The sequence below is a fragment of the Candidatus Parcubacteria bacterium genome, from assembly GCA_023131895.1.
GTDB lineage: Bacteria > Patescibacteriota > Minisyncoccia > Minisyncoccales > JAGMDC01 > JAGLYZ01.
On sequence record JAGLYZ010000004.1, the window covers coordinates 73514 to 89010 of the forward strand.

The 15497-nt window shown below is 34.5% G+C and carries 14 protein-coding genes and 1 tRNA gene; 5 read left to right on the forward strand and 10 right to left on the reverse strand.

From position 1 onward, the window contains the following. The first annotated feature begins 10 nt into the window (after window positions 1–10). From rpoC to recA, 3 genes are all read left to right on the forward strand, one after another. Window positions 11–3607 (forward strand): DNA-directed RNA polymerase subunit beta', encoded by a 3597-nt coding sequence (gene rpoC, locus KAT95_03465; protein ID MCK4520884.1) that lies wholly within the window; start codon window positions 11–13, stop codon window positions 3605–3607. Between the two features lie 174 nt (window positions 3608–3781). Continuing rightward, window positions 3782–6001, forward strand: a complete 2220-nt coding sequence (locus tag KAT95_03470; protein MCK4520885.1) for a DNA translocase FtsK 4TM domain-containing protein — start codon at window positions 3782–3784, stop codon at window positions 5999–6001. 11 nt (window positions 6002–6012) lie between these two features. Further along, window positions 6013–7005, forward strand: a complete 993-nt coding sequence (gene recA, locus KAT95_03475; GenBank protein MCK4520886.1) for a recombinase RecA — start codon at window positions 6013–6015, stop codon at window positions 7003–7005. A 195-nt stretch (window positions 7006–7200) separates the two neighbouring features. On the opposite strand, the gene KAT95_03480 is transcribed toward recA, so the two are convergent. The 5 genes from KAT95_03480 to KAT95_03500 all read right to left on the reverse strand — a co-directional run bounded on the left by KAT95_03480 (window position 7201) and on the right by KAT95_03500 (window position 10167). Next, on the reverse strand, window positions 7201–7398 hold the full coding sequence (locus KAT95_03480; GenBank protein ID MCK4520887.1) for a 30S ribosomal protein S18: 198 nt from the start codon (window positions 7396–7398) through the stop codon (window positions 7201–7203). A gap of 3 nt (window positions 7399–7401) precedes the next feature. Further along, entirely contained in the window at window positions 7402–7911 is a 510-nt protein-coding gene (locus KAT95_03485) for a single-stranded DNA-binding protein (GenBank protein MCK4520888.1), read from the reverse strand. A 5-nt stretch (window positions 7912–7916) separates the two neighbouring features. Then, window positions 7917–8333, reverse strand: coding sequence for a 30S ribosomal protein S6 (rpsF, locus tag KAT95_03490; protein MCK4520889.1), 417 nt, complete (start codon window positions 8331–8333; stop codon window positions 7917–7919). A 38-nt stretch (window positions 8334–8371) separates the two neighbouring features. Beyond that, window positions 8372–10063 (reverse strand): ribonuclease J, encoded by a 1692-nt coding sequence (locus KAT95_03495; GenBank protein MCK4520890.1) that lies wholly within the window; start codon window positions 10061–10063, stop codon window positions 8372–8374. A 21-nt stretch (window positions 10064–10084) separates the two neighbouring features. Next, window positions 10085–10167 (reverse strand) — tRNA-Leu (locus KAT95_03500). Window positions 10168–10260: 93 nt separating this feature from the next. On the opposite strand from KAT95_03500, the gene KAT95_03505 reads away from it, so the two are divergent. Then, window positions 10261–10491, forward strand: coding sequence for a hypothetical protein (locus tag KAT95_03505; protein MCK4520891.1), 231 nt, complete (start codon window positions 10261–10263; stop codon window positions 10489–10491). A 19-nt stretch (window positions 10492–10510) separates the two neighbouring features. Continuing rightward, window positions 10511–10723 carry a hypothetical protein gene (locus tag KAT95_03510; protein ID MCK4520892.1) on the forward strand — a complete coding sequence of 71 codons (213 nt, stop codon included), beginning with the start codon at window positions 10511–10513 and terminating at the stop codon, window positions 10721–10723. 73 nt (window positions 10724–10796) lie between these two features. Here KAT95_03510 and KAT95_03515 read toward each other — a convergent pair whose 3' ends face one another. From KAT95_03515 to KAT95_03535, 5 genes are read right to left on the reverse strand one after another with little or no spacing between them, the layout of a single operon-like run. Further along, window positions 10797–11399 carry a glucose-6-phosphate isomerase gene (locus KAT95_03515; protein MCK4520893.1) on the reverse strand — a complete coding sequence of 201 codons (603 nt, stop codon included), beginning with the start codon at window positions 11397–11399 and terminating at the stop codon, window positions 10797–10799. A gap of 14 nt (window positions 11400–11413) precedes the next feature. Further along, window positions 11414–13435: a peptidoglycan-binding protein gene (locus tag KAT95_03520; GenBank protein ID MCK4520894.1), complete on the reverse strand. Its 2022-nt coding sequence runs from the start codon at window positions 13433–13435 to the stop codon at window positions 11414–11416. Window positions 13436–13437: 2 nt separating this feature from the next. Next, on the reverse strand, window positions 13438–13677 hold the full coding sequence (secG, locus tag KAT95_03525; protein ID MCK4520895.1) for a preprotein translocase subunit SecG: 240 nt from the start codon (window positions 13675–13677) through the stop codon (window positions 13438–13440). Between the two features lie 5 nt (window positions 13678–13682). Then, on the reverse strand, window positions 13683–14048 hold the full coding sequence (locus tag KAT95_03530; protein ID MCK4520896.1) for a phage holin family protein: 366 nt from the start codon (window positions 14046–14048) through the stop codon (window positions 13683–13685). A 45-nt stretch (window positions 14049–14093) separates the two neighbouring features. Beyond that, the gene (locus tag KAT95_03535) at window positions 14094–15476 is read right to left on the reverse strand and encodes a L,D-transpeptidase family protein (protein ID MCK4520897.1); all 1383 of its coding nucleotides are present in this window, start codon (window positions 15474–15476) and stop codon (window positions 14094–14096) included. Between the last annotated feature and the right edge of the window lie 21 nt (window positions 15477–15497).

Here is a 15497-nt window from a genome sequence, read left to right on the forward strand (position 1 = left end):
CATTTTATCTATGAGAGTTGCAGATCTTGAATCAATTATAATAAAACTTGCTTCGCCAGAAGATATTTTGAGCTGGTCGCATGGCGAAGTAGTTAAACCGGAGACTATTAATTACCGGACACAAAGAGCTGAGAAAGACGGTCTTTTTTGCGAAAAGATTTTTGGTCCGCAAAAAGATTACGAATGTTATTGCGGCAAGTATAAAAGAATTCGCTATAAAGGGGTGGTTTGTGATAAATGCGGGGTAGAAGTGACAAAATCGTCAGTTAGAAGAGAGAGAATGGGGCATATAAGCTTAGCTTGCCCGGTTTCCCATATTTGGTTTTTAAGAGGAGTTCCTTCTAGAATAGGGGCAGTTTTAGATGTTCCTGTCCAGCAATTAGAAAAAGTAATTTATTTCGCTTCTTATATTATTACTGAAGTTGACGAGCAGGGCAAAAAGAAAATATTAGAAGAAATTGACAAGGAATACCAGCAAAAGTTAAAAGTGAAAAGTGAAAAGTTAAAAGTTGACAAAGAGGGATTGAAAGCGTCAAGAAACAAGGCGAGAGAGGAGGTTTTAGGGTTGAAACCATTGAAAATTATCTCTGAACTTGATTATCATAGCTTTTCTTTGAAATACGGAGAGATTTTTAAGGCTGGCACTGGCGCGGAAACATTGAGAAAGATTTTTGAAAAGATTGATTTAAAGAAAATGGTGAAAGAATTAGAGAAAGAATATAGAGCAGGAGCAAGCAGTTCTAATGAAGAAACGGATAATCCGAAAGAGAAAACAGAAAGTTCATTAGTTATACGGAGAAAATTTCTAAGGCGGTTAAGAATAATCCAAAAAATGGCGGAGGCGGATGTCCGTCCAGAGTGGATGTTGCTGACTACTATTCCTGTCTTGCCTCCTGATTTAAGGCCAATGGTTCAATTAGACGGAGGAAGATACGCTTCTTCTGATTTAAACGACCTTTACAGAAGAGTAATCAATAGAAATAATCGGTTAAAATATCTTTTAGAAATTAACGCGCCGGAAGTTATTGTTAGGAACGAAAAAAGAATGCTCCAAGAAGCAGTAGACGCTTTGATAGATAATACTATGAGAAAAGGAACAATGACTCAAGCTACTACTGGCGGACAGCGGCTTTTGAAATCATTAGCTGATATGCTTAAAGGAAAGCAGGGCAGATTTAGGCAGAATCTTTTAGGTAAGAGAGTGGATTATTCCGGCCGGTCAGTGATTGTAGTTGGAGCTGATTTAAAGCTTAATCAATGCGGTCTTCCTAAAAAAATGGCTTTAGAGCTTTTTAAACCATTTGTTATCAAAGGTATCTTAGACAAGGAATTGGCTTACAATGTGAGAGGCGCTACACGGCTTATTGAAGATGAAATAGATGATATTTGGGCTATTTTAGAGGATGTTGTTAAGGGCAAGTTGGTTTTGTTAAACAGGGCGCCTACTCTGCACCGTTTAGGCGTTCAGGCGTTTCAGCCAATTCTTATTGAAGGAGATGCAATTAGAGTTCATCCTTTAGTTTGTTCTGCCTTTAACGCTGATTTTGACGGTGATCAAATGGCTGTTCATCTGCCGCTTTCAGATGAAGCTCAAAAAGAAGCAAAACAGTTAATGCTTTCCACTGTTAATTTATTAAAGCCAGCCACTGGGACTGCGGTTGTCAGTCCAAGCAAGGATATTGTTTTAGGATGTTACTGGATTACTAGAATAAAAGAAGGCGTTTTAGGCGAGGGTAAAATATTTGGTTCAAAGAATGAAGCAATTTTGGCTAAGGATACAGGATTAGTGGACTTAAGGGCAAAGATTAAAGTGAGATTCAAAGAAGGAAAAATAGTTGAAACATCAGTAGGAAGAATTCTTTTTAATATAACACTTCCTAACAGTTATTCTTTTGTTAATGAGCAAATAAAATCAAAGAAATTGGAAAAAATAGTAAATGAAGTTATTGAAGATTACGATAATGAAGTTGCTTGGCATTGTCTTGATAAAATCAAGGATTTAGGTTTTGAGTACTCAACTTTATCTGGTATTACTTGGGGGATGGATGATTTAGTTGTTCCAAAAGAAAAGCCAAGGCTAATGGAACAAGCGGAAAGAGATGTTGAGGCAATATATAAAAATTATAAAAAAGGATTGTTATCTAAGGAAGAAAAAATATCTAAGACCATTGAGGTTTGGCAGAAAATTAAATCTCAAATAGAAAAGTTGGTTCCAGATGCCTTGCCTCCTTTAGGTTCGGTTTTCTCTATTGTTGATTCTGGAGCAAGAGGTTCCTGGGCACAGCCGGTTCAAATGTCTGGCATGATAGGATTGGTTATTAATCCAGTTGGTCAAATTATTGAATTACCGGTAAAGGGTTCTTATAAGGAAGGACTTAATGCTTTAGAGTATTTTATTTCTACCCATGGAGCAAGAAAAGGAACTACAGATACTGCTTTACGGACTTCTACTGCTGGTTATCTCACAAGGAGATTAATTGATGTGGCGCATGAAATGATTATTACAGAGGAAGATTGCAAGGATAAGACCGGAATTATGGTTTATAAAAAAGACGCTGATGATTCTAGCCAGGATTTCTATTTCAAACTTGTAAGCAAAGTAGCCCTGGAAGATGTTAAGAGTAAAAACAAAATTCTTGTGAAAACAGGAGAAATTATTAACCAGGAACAAGCAAGGGCGATTGTTGATGCTGACATTCAAGAGTTGAGAGTCCGTTCTCCAATGAGTTGTAATACTAAAAGAGGAATATGCAGGAAATGTTATGGTTGGGAGCTTGGTTCAAATAAGTTGGTTCAATTAGGTATGGCAGTTGGCATTGTAGCTGCGCAAGCCATTGGAGAACCAGGAACACAGCTTACTTTGAGAACTTTCCATACAGGCGGAGTAGCAAGCGCTGGTGATATCACTCAAGGTTTGCCAAGAGTAGAAGAAATTTTTGAATGCAGGATTCCGTCAGGAAAAGCAATAATCTCTTCAGTAGATGGGACAATAGAAGCAATTAAAGATGGAGTAATAAAAGTAAAAAGTAAAAATGAAAAAGTAAAAACAAAGAAGAAAGAGATTGTTGAATTTCAAGTTCCTGAAAAAAGAGCATACTGGGTAAAGGCTGGAGAAGAGATTAAAAAGGGCCAGCAGTTTTGCGAAGGGAATTTAGATTTAAAAGAATTATTTAAATTAATTGGAACAGAAGAAACCCAACGTTATATTGTGAAAGAAATCCAAAACATTTATGCTTCTCAAGGAGCGGTTATTCATGATAAGCATATTGAGGTAATTGTTCGCCAGATGTTTTCTAGGGTAAAAATTAAGGACGCGGGAGACAGTTTCTTATTTAAAGGAGAAATTTTAGAGCAGGCAAAGATAACTGAAGAAAATGCCCGGCTTAAAAAAGAAGGAAAAAAACTAATTAAGACAGAGCAAACCCTATTAGGAATTTCAAAGGTATCTTTGACAACAGATAGTTTCTTGTCTGCCGCTTCTTTCCAGGAGACATCACGGATTTTGATTAAGGCATCTTTAGAAGGAAAAGAAGATAAATTAAGAGGATTGAAAGAAAATGTCATTATCGGCAAACTCATCCCAGCCGGCACCGGTTTCAAAAAGTAACTGTTTAGTACTACTTTGTTATGGATTTTATTCTTGATAAAAACGGCTATAGATCTGGCTGTTTTTTTGTAGAAATCGGGTTTTTGTGATAGAATAAAACATATAAACATACTAACATATAAACATACTAACATATAAACGAATGCTTAAATGTTAAAATGTTTGAATGTTTAGATGATATTGGTGGCTAAGAAAAAGAAAAACAAGAAGAATAAAAAAAATATAACCAGAAAAAAAGAGAGAAAACCTCTTTTTCACCTTGATTTGTTAGAAGACACAAAGAGAAAAATTTATGGCGTCTTAATGTTTTTAGGCGCAATTATTATTTCTCTTTCTTTTTTTAACTTATTTGGCAGAGCTGGCCAGATTTTTATGGATTTTTCTGACTCGTTGATTGGAAAGGCGCTTTTTATTCTGCCTTTGCTTTTTATTTTAGGAGGAGTAGTTTTCTTTAGCCAGAAATATGAGCCAGAAATAAAAAAGAATAAATTAGCTATATTTTTTGGAATTATTGTTTTGGTCTTAGGCGTATCTGGAATTTTAGGCATTACAAGCATAGATGAAGAAATAAAGCAGGGCGGATGGCTTGGTTATTTAATATCTTTTCCTTTAATCAAGGCATTTGGGACTTTGGGCGCTAGTATTGTGTTTATAACAGTAATTATTATCGGCGGCTTAATTCTTTGGCAGATTAGCCCAAAGCCGTTGAAAAAAGAAGAACCCGCCTTTGCTAAAGCTCCGGCGGGCAAGGAAAAGCCTTCATTCGCGCCCACCTTTGCTAAAGCTACGGTGAGTGAAAAAGAAAAACCGATAATTAGCGATATTTTAAAGAAAAAAGAAATTAAACTTGAATCTGCGATAGAGAAAGAAAAAGAGGAGACATCGTCCATTTTTAAATTAAAAACAAAACCGCTTACTATTTTTTCAGGAGAGGACTATCAGCCGTTGCCATTGGATTTGCTGGCAAAAGATCAGGGCTCTCCTACTTCTGGAGATACTAAAATAAATGCAGCTATAATTCAGAGAACTCTTCAAAATTTTGATATTCCAGTAGAAATGGCGGAAGTAAATATTGGACCAACAGTTACACAGTATACTTTTAAGCCCGCAGAAGGAGTAAAACTCTCAAAAATTACTTCTTTGAATAATGATTTATCATTAGCTTTAGCCGCTCATCCTATTAGGATTGAAGCCCCTGTTCCTGGCAGGTCATTAGTAGGAGTTGAAATACCTAACAAAGGCAGAGCCAGGGTTGGCTTAAGAAACCTATTAGAGCAGCCGGAATTCCAGAATTCTCCTTCTAAACTTACTTTTCCTTTAGGAAGAGATGTAGCCGGCAATCCTGTTTTTGGCGATTTAAGCAAAATGCCGCATCTTTTAGTGGCTGGAAGCACTGGCAGTGGGAAAACCATTTGTCTTAATAATATTATTGCAAGCTTGCTTTATAGAAATTCTTCAGAGAGTTTAAGATTTATTTTAGTTGATCCCAAAAGAGTAGAATTTTCTATTTACAATGGTTTGCCGCATTTACTGTCTTCAGTGATCCTAACCCCGCAGAAAACAATCAATGTTTTAAAATGGTTGATTACAGAAATGGAAAGAAGATTTGACGTGCTATCTGAAGCCAAGACAAAAAATATAGCCGGCTATAATGAGATTGCAGCTGGAACTCAGAAAATAAATGGAGAAGCATTAGAGCCATTGCCTTATATTGTTTTGATTATTGATGAATTAGCTGATGTTATGGCTGCTCGCGGCAGAGAGGTTGAGGCAGGTATTGTCCGCTTGGCGCAGATGTCTCGCGCAGTAGGAATTCATTTAATTCTAGCTACTCAAAGGCCTTCAGTAGAAGTAATTACAGGACTTATCAAAGCAAATATTACAAGCAGAATCGCTTTTCAGGTTGCTTCTCAGATTGATTCTCGAACTATTTTAGATATGGCTGGCGCAGAAAAGCTTTTAGGTTTGGGAGATATGCTGTTTATTTCTGCAGAAGTTGCGAAACCGAAAAGAATCCAATGCGCTTATGTTTCAGAAAAAGAGATGAAGAATGTAACTAATTGGCTGAAAAAATCAGAAGTTCCGTCAAAAGAAATTTCAGAGGAAAAAGAAAAAATAGATAAAGAAATCTCAAATTCAGTCAGTTCCATAGAAGAAGCATTGGAAAAAGAAGAGAGTTTTTATGATGAAGATCCGCTTTACGAGGAAGCGAAAAGAATCATCATTGAATCAAAAAAAGCGTCTGCTTCTCTGCTGCAAAGAAGATTGCGGCTTGGATATGCCCGGGCTGCCCGTTTGATAGATACATTAGAGGAAAGAGGAATAGTTGGTCCGTCAGACGGAGCAAAACCAAGAGAAGTTTATATTATTGAAGAAAACGAAGAAAAGATATAGAATAAAAGAATATGAAGAAAAAAGAAGAAAAAAAACCAAATACTGATTTAACTGAAGCAGTTGATGAGATTAAACAGCGCTTTGGCGAGGGTGCTATTATGAAATTAAAAGATGTGCAGGCAGTAGATGTAGATGTTATCCCTACTGGTTCAATTTCTGTAGATATGGCTTTAGGTGTAGGCGGTGTTCCGCGAGGAAGAGTAATTGAAATTTATGGCGGTGAGGCAACTGGGAAAACCACTTTGGCGTTGCATATTTTAGCTGAAGCTCAAAAAAAAGGAGGGATAGGCGCTTTTATTGATGCTGAACATGCTATGGATCCTGATTATGCTAAAAAAATTGGTGTAAATATTGATGAACTTTTAATTTCCCAGCCTGATTCTGGAGAGCAGGCGCTTCAAATTGTAGAAACATTAGTGAGATCAGGAACTGTTGATGTGATTGTTATTGATTCAGTTGCCGCTTTAACTCCCAAAACAGAAATTGCTGGTGAAATGGGTGAGTTTCAGATTGGTCTTCAAGCCCGTCTGATGTCGCAAGCGCTTCGAAAGTTGTCAGGGATTATTTCCAAAACAAAAACTGTTGTTATTTTCTTAAACCAGACCAGAATGAAAATCGGTATCAGCTGGGGCAACCCAGAAACCACGCCGGGCGGTTTGGCTTTGAAGTTTTATTCTTCTGTAAGAATAAACTTAAAAAGAATTGCCCAGATAAAACAAAAAGATGAAATTGTCGGCTCTCGAATTAGAGCGAAAATAGTTAAAAATAAAGTAGCCGCTCCATTTAAAACAGTTGAATTTGACATTTATTATGCTGAAGGAATTTCCAGGGCATCAGATTTAATAAACGCTGGCTTAAAAGAAGAAATTATTAAGAAAAGCGGAAATACTTATAGTTTTGAGAATACTAAACTTGGCGTAGGCACAGAAGCAGTTAGAAATTTTTTAAAGGAAAATTCAGATGTAGCCTCAAAAATAGAAAAAGCAATTATTAAAAATCAATAAAAAGGTCGGAGCAACATTATTTATATTCTAATCTATATTCTATTTCTATGAACTTAAATAAAACAATATCTACAAGATCAGGGTCTGTAATTATTATTTTAGTTTTTCTTATTGCTGTTAGCGTGATTTTATCTTACCAATAAACTAAAAAAACTGCGGCTAAGCCGCAGTTTTTTTTGCGTGGCGATATAACAATTATTTTTCAGTAGCAGATAATAATCCCAAATGGCGGGCTCTTTTGACTGCTCGTGATAGTTTTCTTTGATGCATGGCGCAAAGCCCTGTTTTTTTTCGAGGTCTTATTTTGCCCAAACCAGAAATAAACCTACGGAGAATTTCTGTCTCCTTAAAATCTATTTCTTTCCTGTTTTTTTTACAAAAATAACAATCCATGTTTTAGAATGGTATTTCTTTGACGTCTATTTCGTCAGGTTTTTGAGGCTCCATTTTAGGCTTTGTTTCATCTACTTGCGGTTCAGCGTCTTCCTCTATAATTGGAATTTCTGTTTCTTGCGGCTGAGAATGTTTTTGTTCTTCTTCTATTGAAGGAACTTCTTGGTTAGATGATTTAGAAAAACCCTTTGGCCCTAATTGCATTCTTTCAGCAATAATTTCTGTTCTATAACGTTTATTACCGGCAGGATCCTCCCAGCTTCTTGTTTCCAATCTTCCCTCAATAAGAACTAAGCTTCCTTTTTTTAAAAATTGGGAAGCAATTTCAGCCAGTCGGCGCCATGCAACTATACTATGGTATTCTGTTTTTTGCTGCTGCTGCCCGGTTGCCTTGTCATTCCAAATACGATTAGTAGCTATCCTAAAGTTGCAGACAGACTGTCCAGTTGGCGTGTTTCTTAATTCAGGATCAGATGTTAAATTGCCAACGAGGAAAACTTTATTCAAATTCATGATTTTTATTCATCTAAAATTTCTTCAAGCTTTTTTTCAATATCCTTTAGCTCAACCTTTTTCTTTTCTTCTTTTTTAGCTAAAGGAGGTTTTGTAATCGTTTTAGGAATAGTTCTTAATAATGGTTTGTGTCTTTCTATTTTTTTAACAACAAAGAGAAACCTGAGAATATCTTTTTGAGATCCAATTTCTTTTTTAATTTCTAACAGTTTCTCAGGCTCTAATTGAAATTCTAAGGTTCTGAGATAGGCAAGCGATTTTTTTTTAATTTGATAGCCGAGTTTTTTCTTTATTGGTTCATTTTCCTTTCCTAAAATCCCCTCTCTTTCTTTAATTAAGGATTTTATTTTTTCAGACAGCAAGTTCAGCTCTTTTTCGTCAATTTCCGGTTTTATTAAATAAGTTAGTTCGTATAATTTCATAGTTATAAAACAGGCATATCATATCATTCCAGAGCGAATTAGTCAACTTCTATAATGACAGGGAGAACCATAGGACGTCTTTGAGTTTTGTGGAATAAAAATTTACCGATTTTATTTCTAACTTCTTCTTTAATGTTGGTCCAGTTGATTGTTTTTTCCGAAGCAATAGCTTTGTTTATAATGCCTATGACCTGCTTTCTGGTCGCAGCGAGCAATGGTTTTGATTCCCTTAAATAAACAAAGCCTCTTGATATAATATCTGGAGAACCTTTAACTTTTCCGGTCTTTTTATCAACTATTGCCACAATAACAAACATTCCGTCTTCAGCTAAAACCCGCCTGTCTCTCAAAACAATTTCACCTACGTCGCCTACGCCTAAACCGTCAACCATTATGTAATTTGACGGAACAGTTTTTTTCTCAATATAAATTTTTTCCCTGCTTAGGTTAATTATTTGGCCGTTTTCAGCTATAACTATGTTTTTCTCTGGAATACCCAAAGAATAAGCAATTTGAGCATGATTAACCAGCATTGAGTATTGTCCGTGGATAGGCATAAAAAACTTTGGCCTCATAATTTCAATCATTTCTTTTAATTCTTCCTGCTGGGCATGGCCTCCTGCATGAATATCCATCATTTTATAATGAAAGACCTTTACTCCTTGCCTTAGAATATTGTCTTTAATAAATTGAACTGTTCTCTCATTTCCAGGTATAACCGAAGATGAAAGGATTACTGAATCTCCTTTTTTAAATCTTAAAAATTGATAGTCATTATTGCTTATTCTTGTTAACATTGAGGATTCTTCGCCTTGGGCGCCGGTACAAAGAAAAGTTATTTGAGAATCATGCAGGTTTTTCATTTCTTTTGCAGATATAAGAGTTCCTTTTTTTGCTTTAATATATCCTAATATTTTACAAATTTCTACATTAGTTTTCATTGAATATCCTTCTACGACCACTTTTCTATTGTATTTTTCTGACAAAGTAATTATTTGCTGGATTCTGTTGATTAAAGACGCAAAAGTAGCAACAATAATTCTTCCTTTGACCTTAATAAAGATTTTTTCTAAGTTCCTTTGGATGTCTTGCTCTGAAAGAGAATGGTTTTCTTCTTCAGATCCAGTTGAATCAGACATTAATAATAAAATTTTTCTTTGAGAGAGTTCTTTTAGTTTTCTAAAATCAGTAGGCAGCTCATTTACTGGCGCATTATCAAATTTAAAATCAGAAGTATGCAAGATATTTCCTACTGGGGTTTGAATAAATAATCCTAAGTTGTCTGGAATATTATGGTTCATTCTAAAAAATTCAATTTTAAAAACACCAAGACTTATTCTTGAACCGTTTTTTACTTCTTGTATATTTAATCTTGGCTGGCTTGGAAAATCATCCTGTCTTTTTAAAATAATTCCTTTGGTTAAAGCAGAGGCAAACATTGGCGGATTTCCGATTTTTTCAATAAAATATGGGATAGCGCCAATATGGTCATAATGACCATGAGTGAAGACAACTCCTAAGATATTTTTTTCTTTGCCCTTGAGATAGCCAATGTTGGGAATAATATAATCAATGCCGTGCATATCTTCTTCCGGCATTCTAAAACCCATATCAATAATCAAAATCTGGTCATTGTATTCCATGACCATCATATTTCTTCCAACTTCGCCAAGTCCCCCTAAGGGGATAATGCGAAGATTGTTATATTTTTGTTGTTGAGAATTATACATACTTAAAATTTAGTTTGTTAGTGCGGGCGAGAGGATTTGCACCTCTACAACCTTTCGGATACAACGTTCTGAACGTTGCGCGTCTTCTGTTCCGCCACGCCCGCCAATTGACTTTTTTTATTTTAATGTTAAACTATTATTAGTTCCCGATAAGGAAACAATCTTGTCGGCGTAAAAGTGAATATAGGAGGTATCAAATGATATGGAGAGAGGTTACAAAAGAGGAATATGAAGAAGCATTTCAGCGAATATATCAGGACGTCAGAGATTTAATAGAGAAGATAGAGCACGATCCTGATTTAGATTACGAGAAAGGATTTATTGAGTGGAAACAAGAAATCATAAGATATCAGATACTTCATCCATTAGCGAAGATTGAGGATGTGCTGAATACTGAAATTGAAAAATTAAGAAAGAAAAAAATTTAGGAGGCAAAGTAGAGAAAAAATGGAAATAAAAGAACCATTAAAAGCTGGGTTGATAGGAGTGATAATAGGAGCTGCATTGAGCGGAATGATAAATTATTTCGTGATTGGCATGCCAGTGAACCTTTTAGCCACAGGAGTTAACAATGGAATTTCCGGTCTTATCTCTGGCTTTATGGGAGGTTTCATGGGGGTGATATTTTTTATTAAAAAACTAAATAATACAAATCAGTGAAATTGAATACACAAACCCAATTTTTTTGATATTCCTACAAAGGAAAATAAACATTTCTATGTAGGGATTTTTTTTATTCTTCTTTCAAAAAATCTAAATTTTTTGGCATTTTCTTTAAAGGTTTTTCAAAGCGCAGTTTTGGGACTTTTTTATAGTTTTTGTTTTTTATCCAGCCGGTTTTAGTATAAAAATAACCGGCGCCTCCCATTTTTCCTAATTCATCATAAATATTTTTATTTTTTATAGAAACCCAATTCGCGATTTTCAACTCTTTTTTTAATGGGTTGATAGTTATGGCAGCATATTTTGGCGGAAAAATTACGCATTCTCCTTTTTTTGCTTCAACAACAACAATGTCTTCAATAATCTTTCCTTTTGTTTTTTGCATTAAAAAAATTGCTTTTCCATCAAGTACAATATATAACTCTTGGAAATTTTTTGAGTTCATATTGCCTTTAGTCCTTACAAACTCTTTGCCCAGCATTCTTGCAGGAATAATCGTAATATCATATCTTAACCCTGTTAAATGCCGCTTTGCGGCACCCCGCCTTTTATGTAAAGGCTGGGTATTTAACAGGGTAAATTCTCCTTTATGTTTTATACCGCGATGCATATAATAAAGCTCAAGATTTGGTGCTGTTTTTACCCATTTCTGGTCATAAAGAACTTTTTTCATGTCATTTAAATATCTTATTTCCATGTTTTTTTTGTCTTAATATACCAGTTTTCAACTTCATTAAATCTTTTTGATGGTTCGGCAATTATGCCTTGCTCAACCCCTTTTATTTCTTTAGAAATAAAATAAAGATAATTCGGGCTGTATAAGAAAACGCATGGAGCGTCGCTGATTAAAATTTCCTGAAATTTTTCTAACTTTTCTTTTCTTAATTCAAAATCTTGAGTTTGTCTCGCATCTTCTAATAACTTGTCTGTTTTTTTGTTTTCATACATAGCTAAATTTAATCCAGGATGTATTTTTTGCAAAGAATGCCAGAAAGGATAAGGGTCAGGAATAATAGCCAATACTTCTCCAAAGAGCAAGGAATCATATTTTCTTGGTTTTATAAAATTATTTTGAATATCAGAAATAGAATGGCTTTGAATTTCAAGCTCTACTCCGATTTCTCTCCACTGTTCTTTTAATAATTCAGCCACTTTTTTAAAAACAGGGTTTTCAACTATTGATAAGGAAAATTTTAATTGTATATTTTTATAAGGGTCTCCAAAACAAAGCTCATTAAGCTTGTCTCTTGTTGTTTTCCCGACTGTTCCAGTCCCTTTAGCATATCCCCAAGGATCAAGGATTTCTTCTTTATATTTTTCTTGAAATCTGATTACTGCCGCTTTTGTTTTTGAACCGAAATAACCAGTTATTTTTCCTTCTGGATATATTTCCGGTCCTACAATATCGGGATCAGCCAGGCATTTCTGGAGCTCTTCTACTTCTTTTCCTTTTGAGCCAGTTGTTAATCTGCTTTTAAATGTGAAAGCCAGTTCTTTTTTAACAGTTTTTTCTCTTAATCCGCTTTCTGTTTCTTTAAAGCTGTTTTTATCTAATATTTCCTTTGCTTTTTCCAAATCATACTCGTATATTTCAGCAGGTAATTCATAATTAAAAATTTCAGAGAGAATAGGCGATGATATTACCTGTCCTTGTCCCAATAAAGCTTTTTCAATGATTTCTTGCTTATTAGTTCCGTAATTCAGCGCTTTTCTTATATCTTTATCATCTAATATGTCTGATTCATTAGGATTGAAGAACACAGCAAAATATCTTGGCAGAACAAAGTTGTATTCAGAAAAAGAGCCCTCAAAAAGATTTTTATTTTCAAAAGAAGCTAAAGAAAATCCTTTGATTTTATTCTGTTTGGCAGCTTTGATAAGCGCTTCTTCGTTCTCAAAGAAATAAAAAATAATTTTAGAAATATAAGGTTTGTTATCAAAATAATCAGGATCTCTTTCCAATGTTAATGACTTTACAATACTTAGCTTTTTATACGGGTCTATTTCTTTTTGATCCAGCTTTTTTAGTTCATAAGGACCGCAGCTTATTGGATGAAGATTGTAATAAGTTTGTGAGAAATTTTCAGGAGAAATATCCTGCCAGATATGCGCAGGCAGAATTTTTAAAGTTAACCGTTCTAAAAAGCCGCTGTATGGCTTGTTAAGTTTAAATTTAATGGCATTATCTGATATTTTTTCTACTTCTACGCCCAACCAGTTAGTCCGGAGATCGCTTTTGTAATCAGAGTTTTGAATTGTTTTGATAGTAAAGACAATATCATCAGCAGAAAATTTTTCTCCATCTGACCAAACAATGTTTTCTTTTAAGTAAAAAATATATGTCCTGCCTTCGTCTTCTGATTTGTAATCTTTGGCAAAATCTGGAATAATTTCACCTTTATTATTGTATTTCATTAATCCAGAAAACAACAATTCTGTTAAATCCCTGTCCACATCATTTGAAGTAGCATAAATAGGATTAATATATCTTGGCTGTCCGACAATTCCTTCAATATAAGTTCCTCCATTTTTAGGAACGATTTCAGTATTTTTGTAATACGAATTTGTTGCAAGGAATAAAGAAGAGAAAAGGAACAAAACAAAAAAAACAAGAAACCATTTTTTCTCTTTTTTGTTTAAGATTTTAAACAATTGTTTCCATTGGCCCAATGAAGGCCATTTTTGATTAGAGAGCTTTGGAAAATGCATTATTATTGAAGACCAAGGGTTAAAAGAGATAACCCGATAAAAACTATTCCTAAAATGATAGTAGCCCAAAATATTTTTTGCTGTATTCCTCGTCTAGTAGCGTAGAATCCTCCGCCTTCGCCTCCTCCTCCGCCTCCGCCTCCAAAAGCAGAGCCAAGAGCAGTGCCTCTTTGCTGGAAAAGGATAAGGACAATCAAGAGGACAGCAACAGCGATTTGTATATAAGAAATTAATTCTTGCATGTTTATTATTCTATGATCACTTTCTTTTTAGGAAAGAATTTAGGAATTATAATATTTATTGTCCAGACAATAAGCGTTGTCCAGAAAAGCGGCGCAATGCCTTGAATATCAATTTCTACAAACAAAACATCTATTACCCAGATAATACCCATATTAATTACCAAGCTAAATAATCCAAGGGTGAGTATCCGCAAAGGCAGAGCAATAAGATTTAAAATTGGTTTAATAAAATAATTTATCAGACCTAAGATTAAACCAGCCAAAATAAAAATTTGCCAGGAATCTATAATTTCTACGCCAGAAACAAATTGCGCAGCCAGCCAAATTCCTATTATCCCGGCAATAATTTTCAGAACGAGTTCTTTAAACACTGTAATTATAATATCAGAAAATAATATAAAAGTAAAGCCTTGTAGCTATTCAAGATAATTCTTTTCAAACCACCAGGTTAGGATTTTTTGGACATCATCTTTGAGGTCGTCGGATTTTAAAAGAACAATTATAATATTGTGCGAAGTGTTGTCTGGCAATGGCAATTCAAATATAAATATGCCGGTATATTTTGATTCTATAATAAATCCGGTTTTGCCGCCTAAAAAGTCCTTGCTTTCCGGAAAAATATTTTTGTTATGCAAATCTTCAAAATGAACTGTTCCAAAATCCTCTATTGTTTCTCCTTTGCTGATTTTCAAAAGAGGAGGCCTGGTATTGAAAATATATTGGCTCAAATAGAAAAGATCTTGTGCAGTAGAAACGTTTTTTTCGCTTAAGCCGCTCGGGTCGTCGTAAAAAGTATTTTTCATGCCAATCATTTTTGTTTTTTCATTCATTAATCTTATTGTTTTTTCTCTTCCTGAAAAGCGGGTTAAAATTTCAGCAGCGTCATTAGATGATTGAGTTAAAAGAGGATGAAGGAGTTCAACTAAATTGTATTTTTTTCCAGCTTCTAATCCTGGCGTAGAGCCATATGCTTTTAACATTTCTTTTGTAACCCAGATTGATTTTCTTAAATCATTATTCTCAATAGCAGCTATGGCAGTCATTAGTTTAGTTAAAGAAGCTATGGGCATTATTTTTTCAGGATTTTTTTCAGCCAAAATATAATAATTATCAAGGTCGGCAATTAAATAAGATTCAGCAGATATTTCAGAAATAACGAAGGTCGGGCCTTCGTTGGCTAACGAAGGCCCGACCTTCGTTAGCTTGTCAATTATTAAAACAGGCATTTCTATCTCTGCAGCATTATAAATGTATTCTGCATCTTCATTAGAGAATCTAACACAACCGCCAGTATAATTGAATTCAGTTGATTGGCCATTGGAATAATACGGTTCTCCGTGAATATAGTATTTACCGTAAAAATTAATGCTCCATGGCATATAAACATGAGCAATATTGGAAAAAGCAGTTTTGTGTCCGGAAATCACTTTATAAAGACCCGAAGGAACTCCTCCCCAAAATTCAGGATCTCCTTTGGCTAAAATAGGAAGTTCTTTTTCTAATGCGCCATTTTTATAAATTTGAGCTTTCATTTCTGAAAGATTAATTTCTAAAAAATCTGTTTTTTTAGAAATAAATTCCTGCCTTTTTTCAAAACCAAAATCTTTTAATTGTTTTAGTTTTATTTCTTTTTGCTTGAGTCCTTGAAGCGTATCAGCGCTGAGAATAGTCTGATTACTTTTAGTCTCTACAAAAATTTCATTGCCAGGCATTATAAAAATTAAAAAAGCAAAAAGCCCGATTAAAAGGGCTAAAAAAATAATAGATATGCAGTTTTTTTTCAGTTTAGAACTAATCATCAGTTTATCCCGCACCTTTTT

Excerpts from the sequence above, each read along its gene's own strand:
- rpoC (MCK4520884.1), top strand. The coding sequence starts at position 11 with ATGAGAGTTGCAGATCTTGAATCAATTATAATAAAACTTGCTTCGCCA.
- KAT95_03470 (MCK4520885.1), top strand. The coding sequence starts at position 3,782 with ATGATATTGGTGGCTAAGAAAAAGAAAAACAAGAAGAATAAAAAAAAT.
- recA (MCK4520886.1), top strand. The coding sequence starts at position 6,013 with ATGAAGAAAAAAGAAGAAAAAAAACCAAATACTGATTTAACTGAAGCA.
- KAT95_03480 (MCK4520887.1), bottom strand. The coding sequence starts at position 7,398 with ATGGATTGTTATTTTTGTAAAAAAAACAGGAAAGAAATAGATTTTAAG.
- KAT95_03485 (MCK4520888.1), bottom strand. The coding sequence starts at position 7,911 with ATGAATTTGAATAAAGTTTTCCTCGTTGGCAATTTAACATCTGATCCT.
- rpsF (MCK4520889.1), bottom strand. The coding sequence starts at position 8,333 with ATGAAATTATACGAACTAACTTATTTAATAAAACCGGAAATTGACGAA.
- KAT95_03495 (MCK4520890.1), bottom strand. The coding sequence starts at position 10,063 with ATGTATAATTCTCAACAACAAAAATATAACAATCTTCGCATTATCCCC.
- KAT95_03505 (MCK4520891.1), top strand. The coding sequence starts at position 10,261 with ATGATATGGAGAGAGGTTACAAAAGAGGAATATGAAGAAGCATTTCAG.
- KAT95_03510 (MCK4520892.1), top strand. The coding sequence starts at position 10,511 with ATGGAAATAAAAGAACCATTAAAAGCTGGGTTGATAGGAGTGATAATA.
- KAT95_03515 (MCK4520893.1), bottom strand. The coding sequence starts at position 11,399 with ATGAAAAAAGTTCTTTATGACCAGAAATGGGTAAAAACAGCACCAAAT.
- KAT95_03520 (MCK4520894.1), bottom strand. The coding sequence starts at position 13,435 with ATGCATTTTCCAAAGCTCTCTAATCAAAAATGGCCTTCATTGGGCCAA.
- secG (MCK4520895.1), bottom strand. The coding sequence starts at position 13,677 with ATGCAAGAATTAATTTCTTATATACAAATCGCTGTTGCTGTCCTCTTG.
- KAT95_03535 (MCK4520897.1), bottom strand. The coding sequence starts at position 15,476 with ATGATTAGTTCTAAACTGAAAAAAAACTGCATATCTATTATTTTTTTA.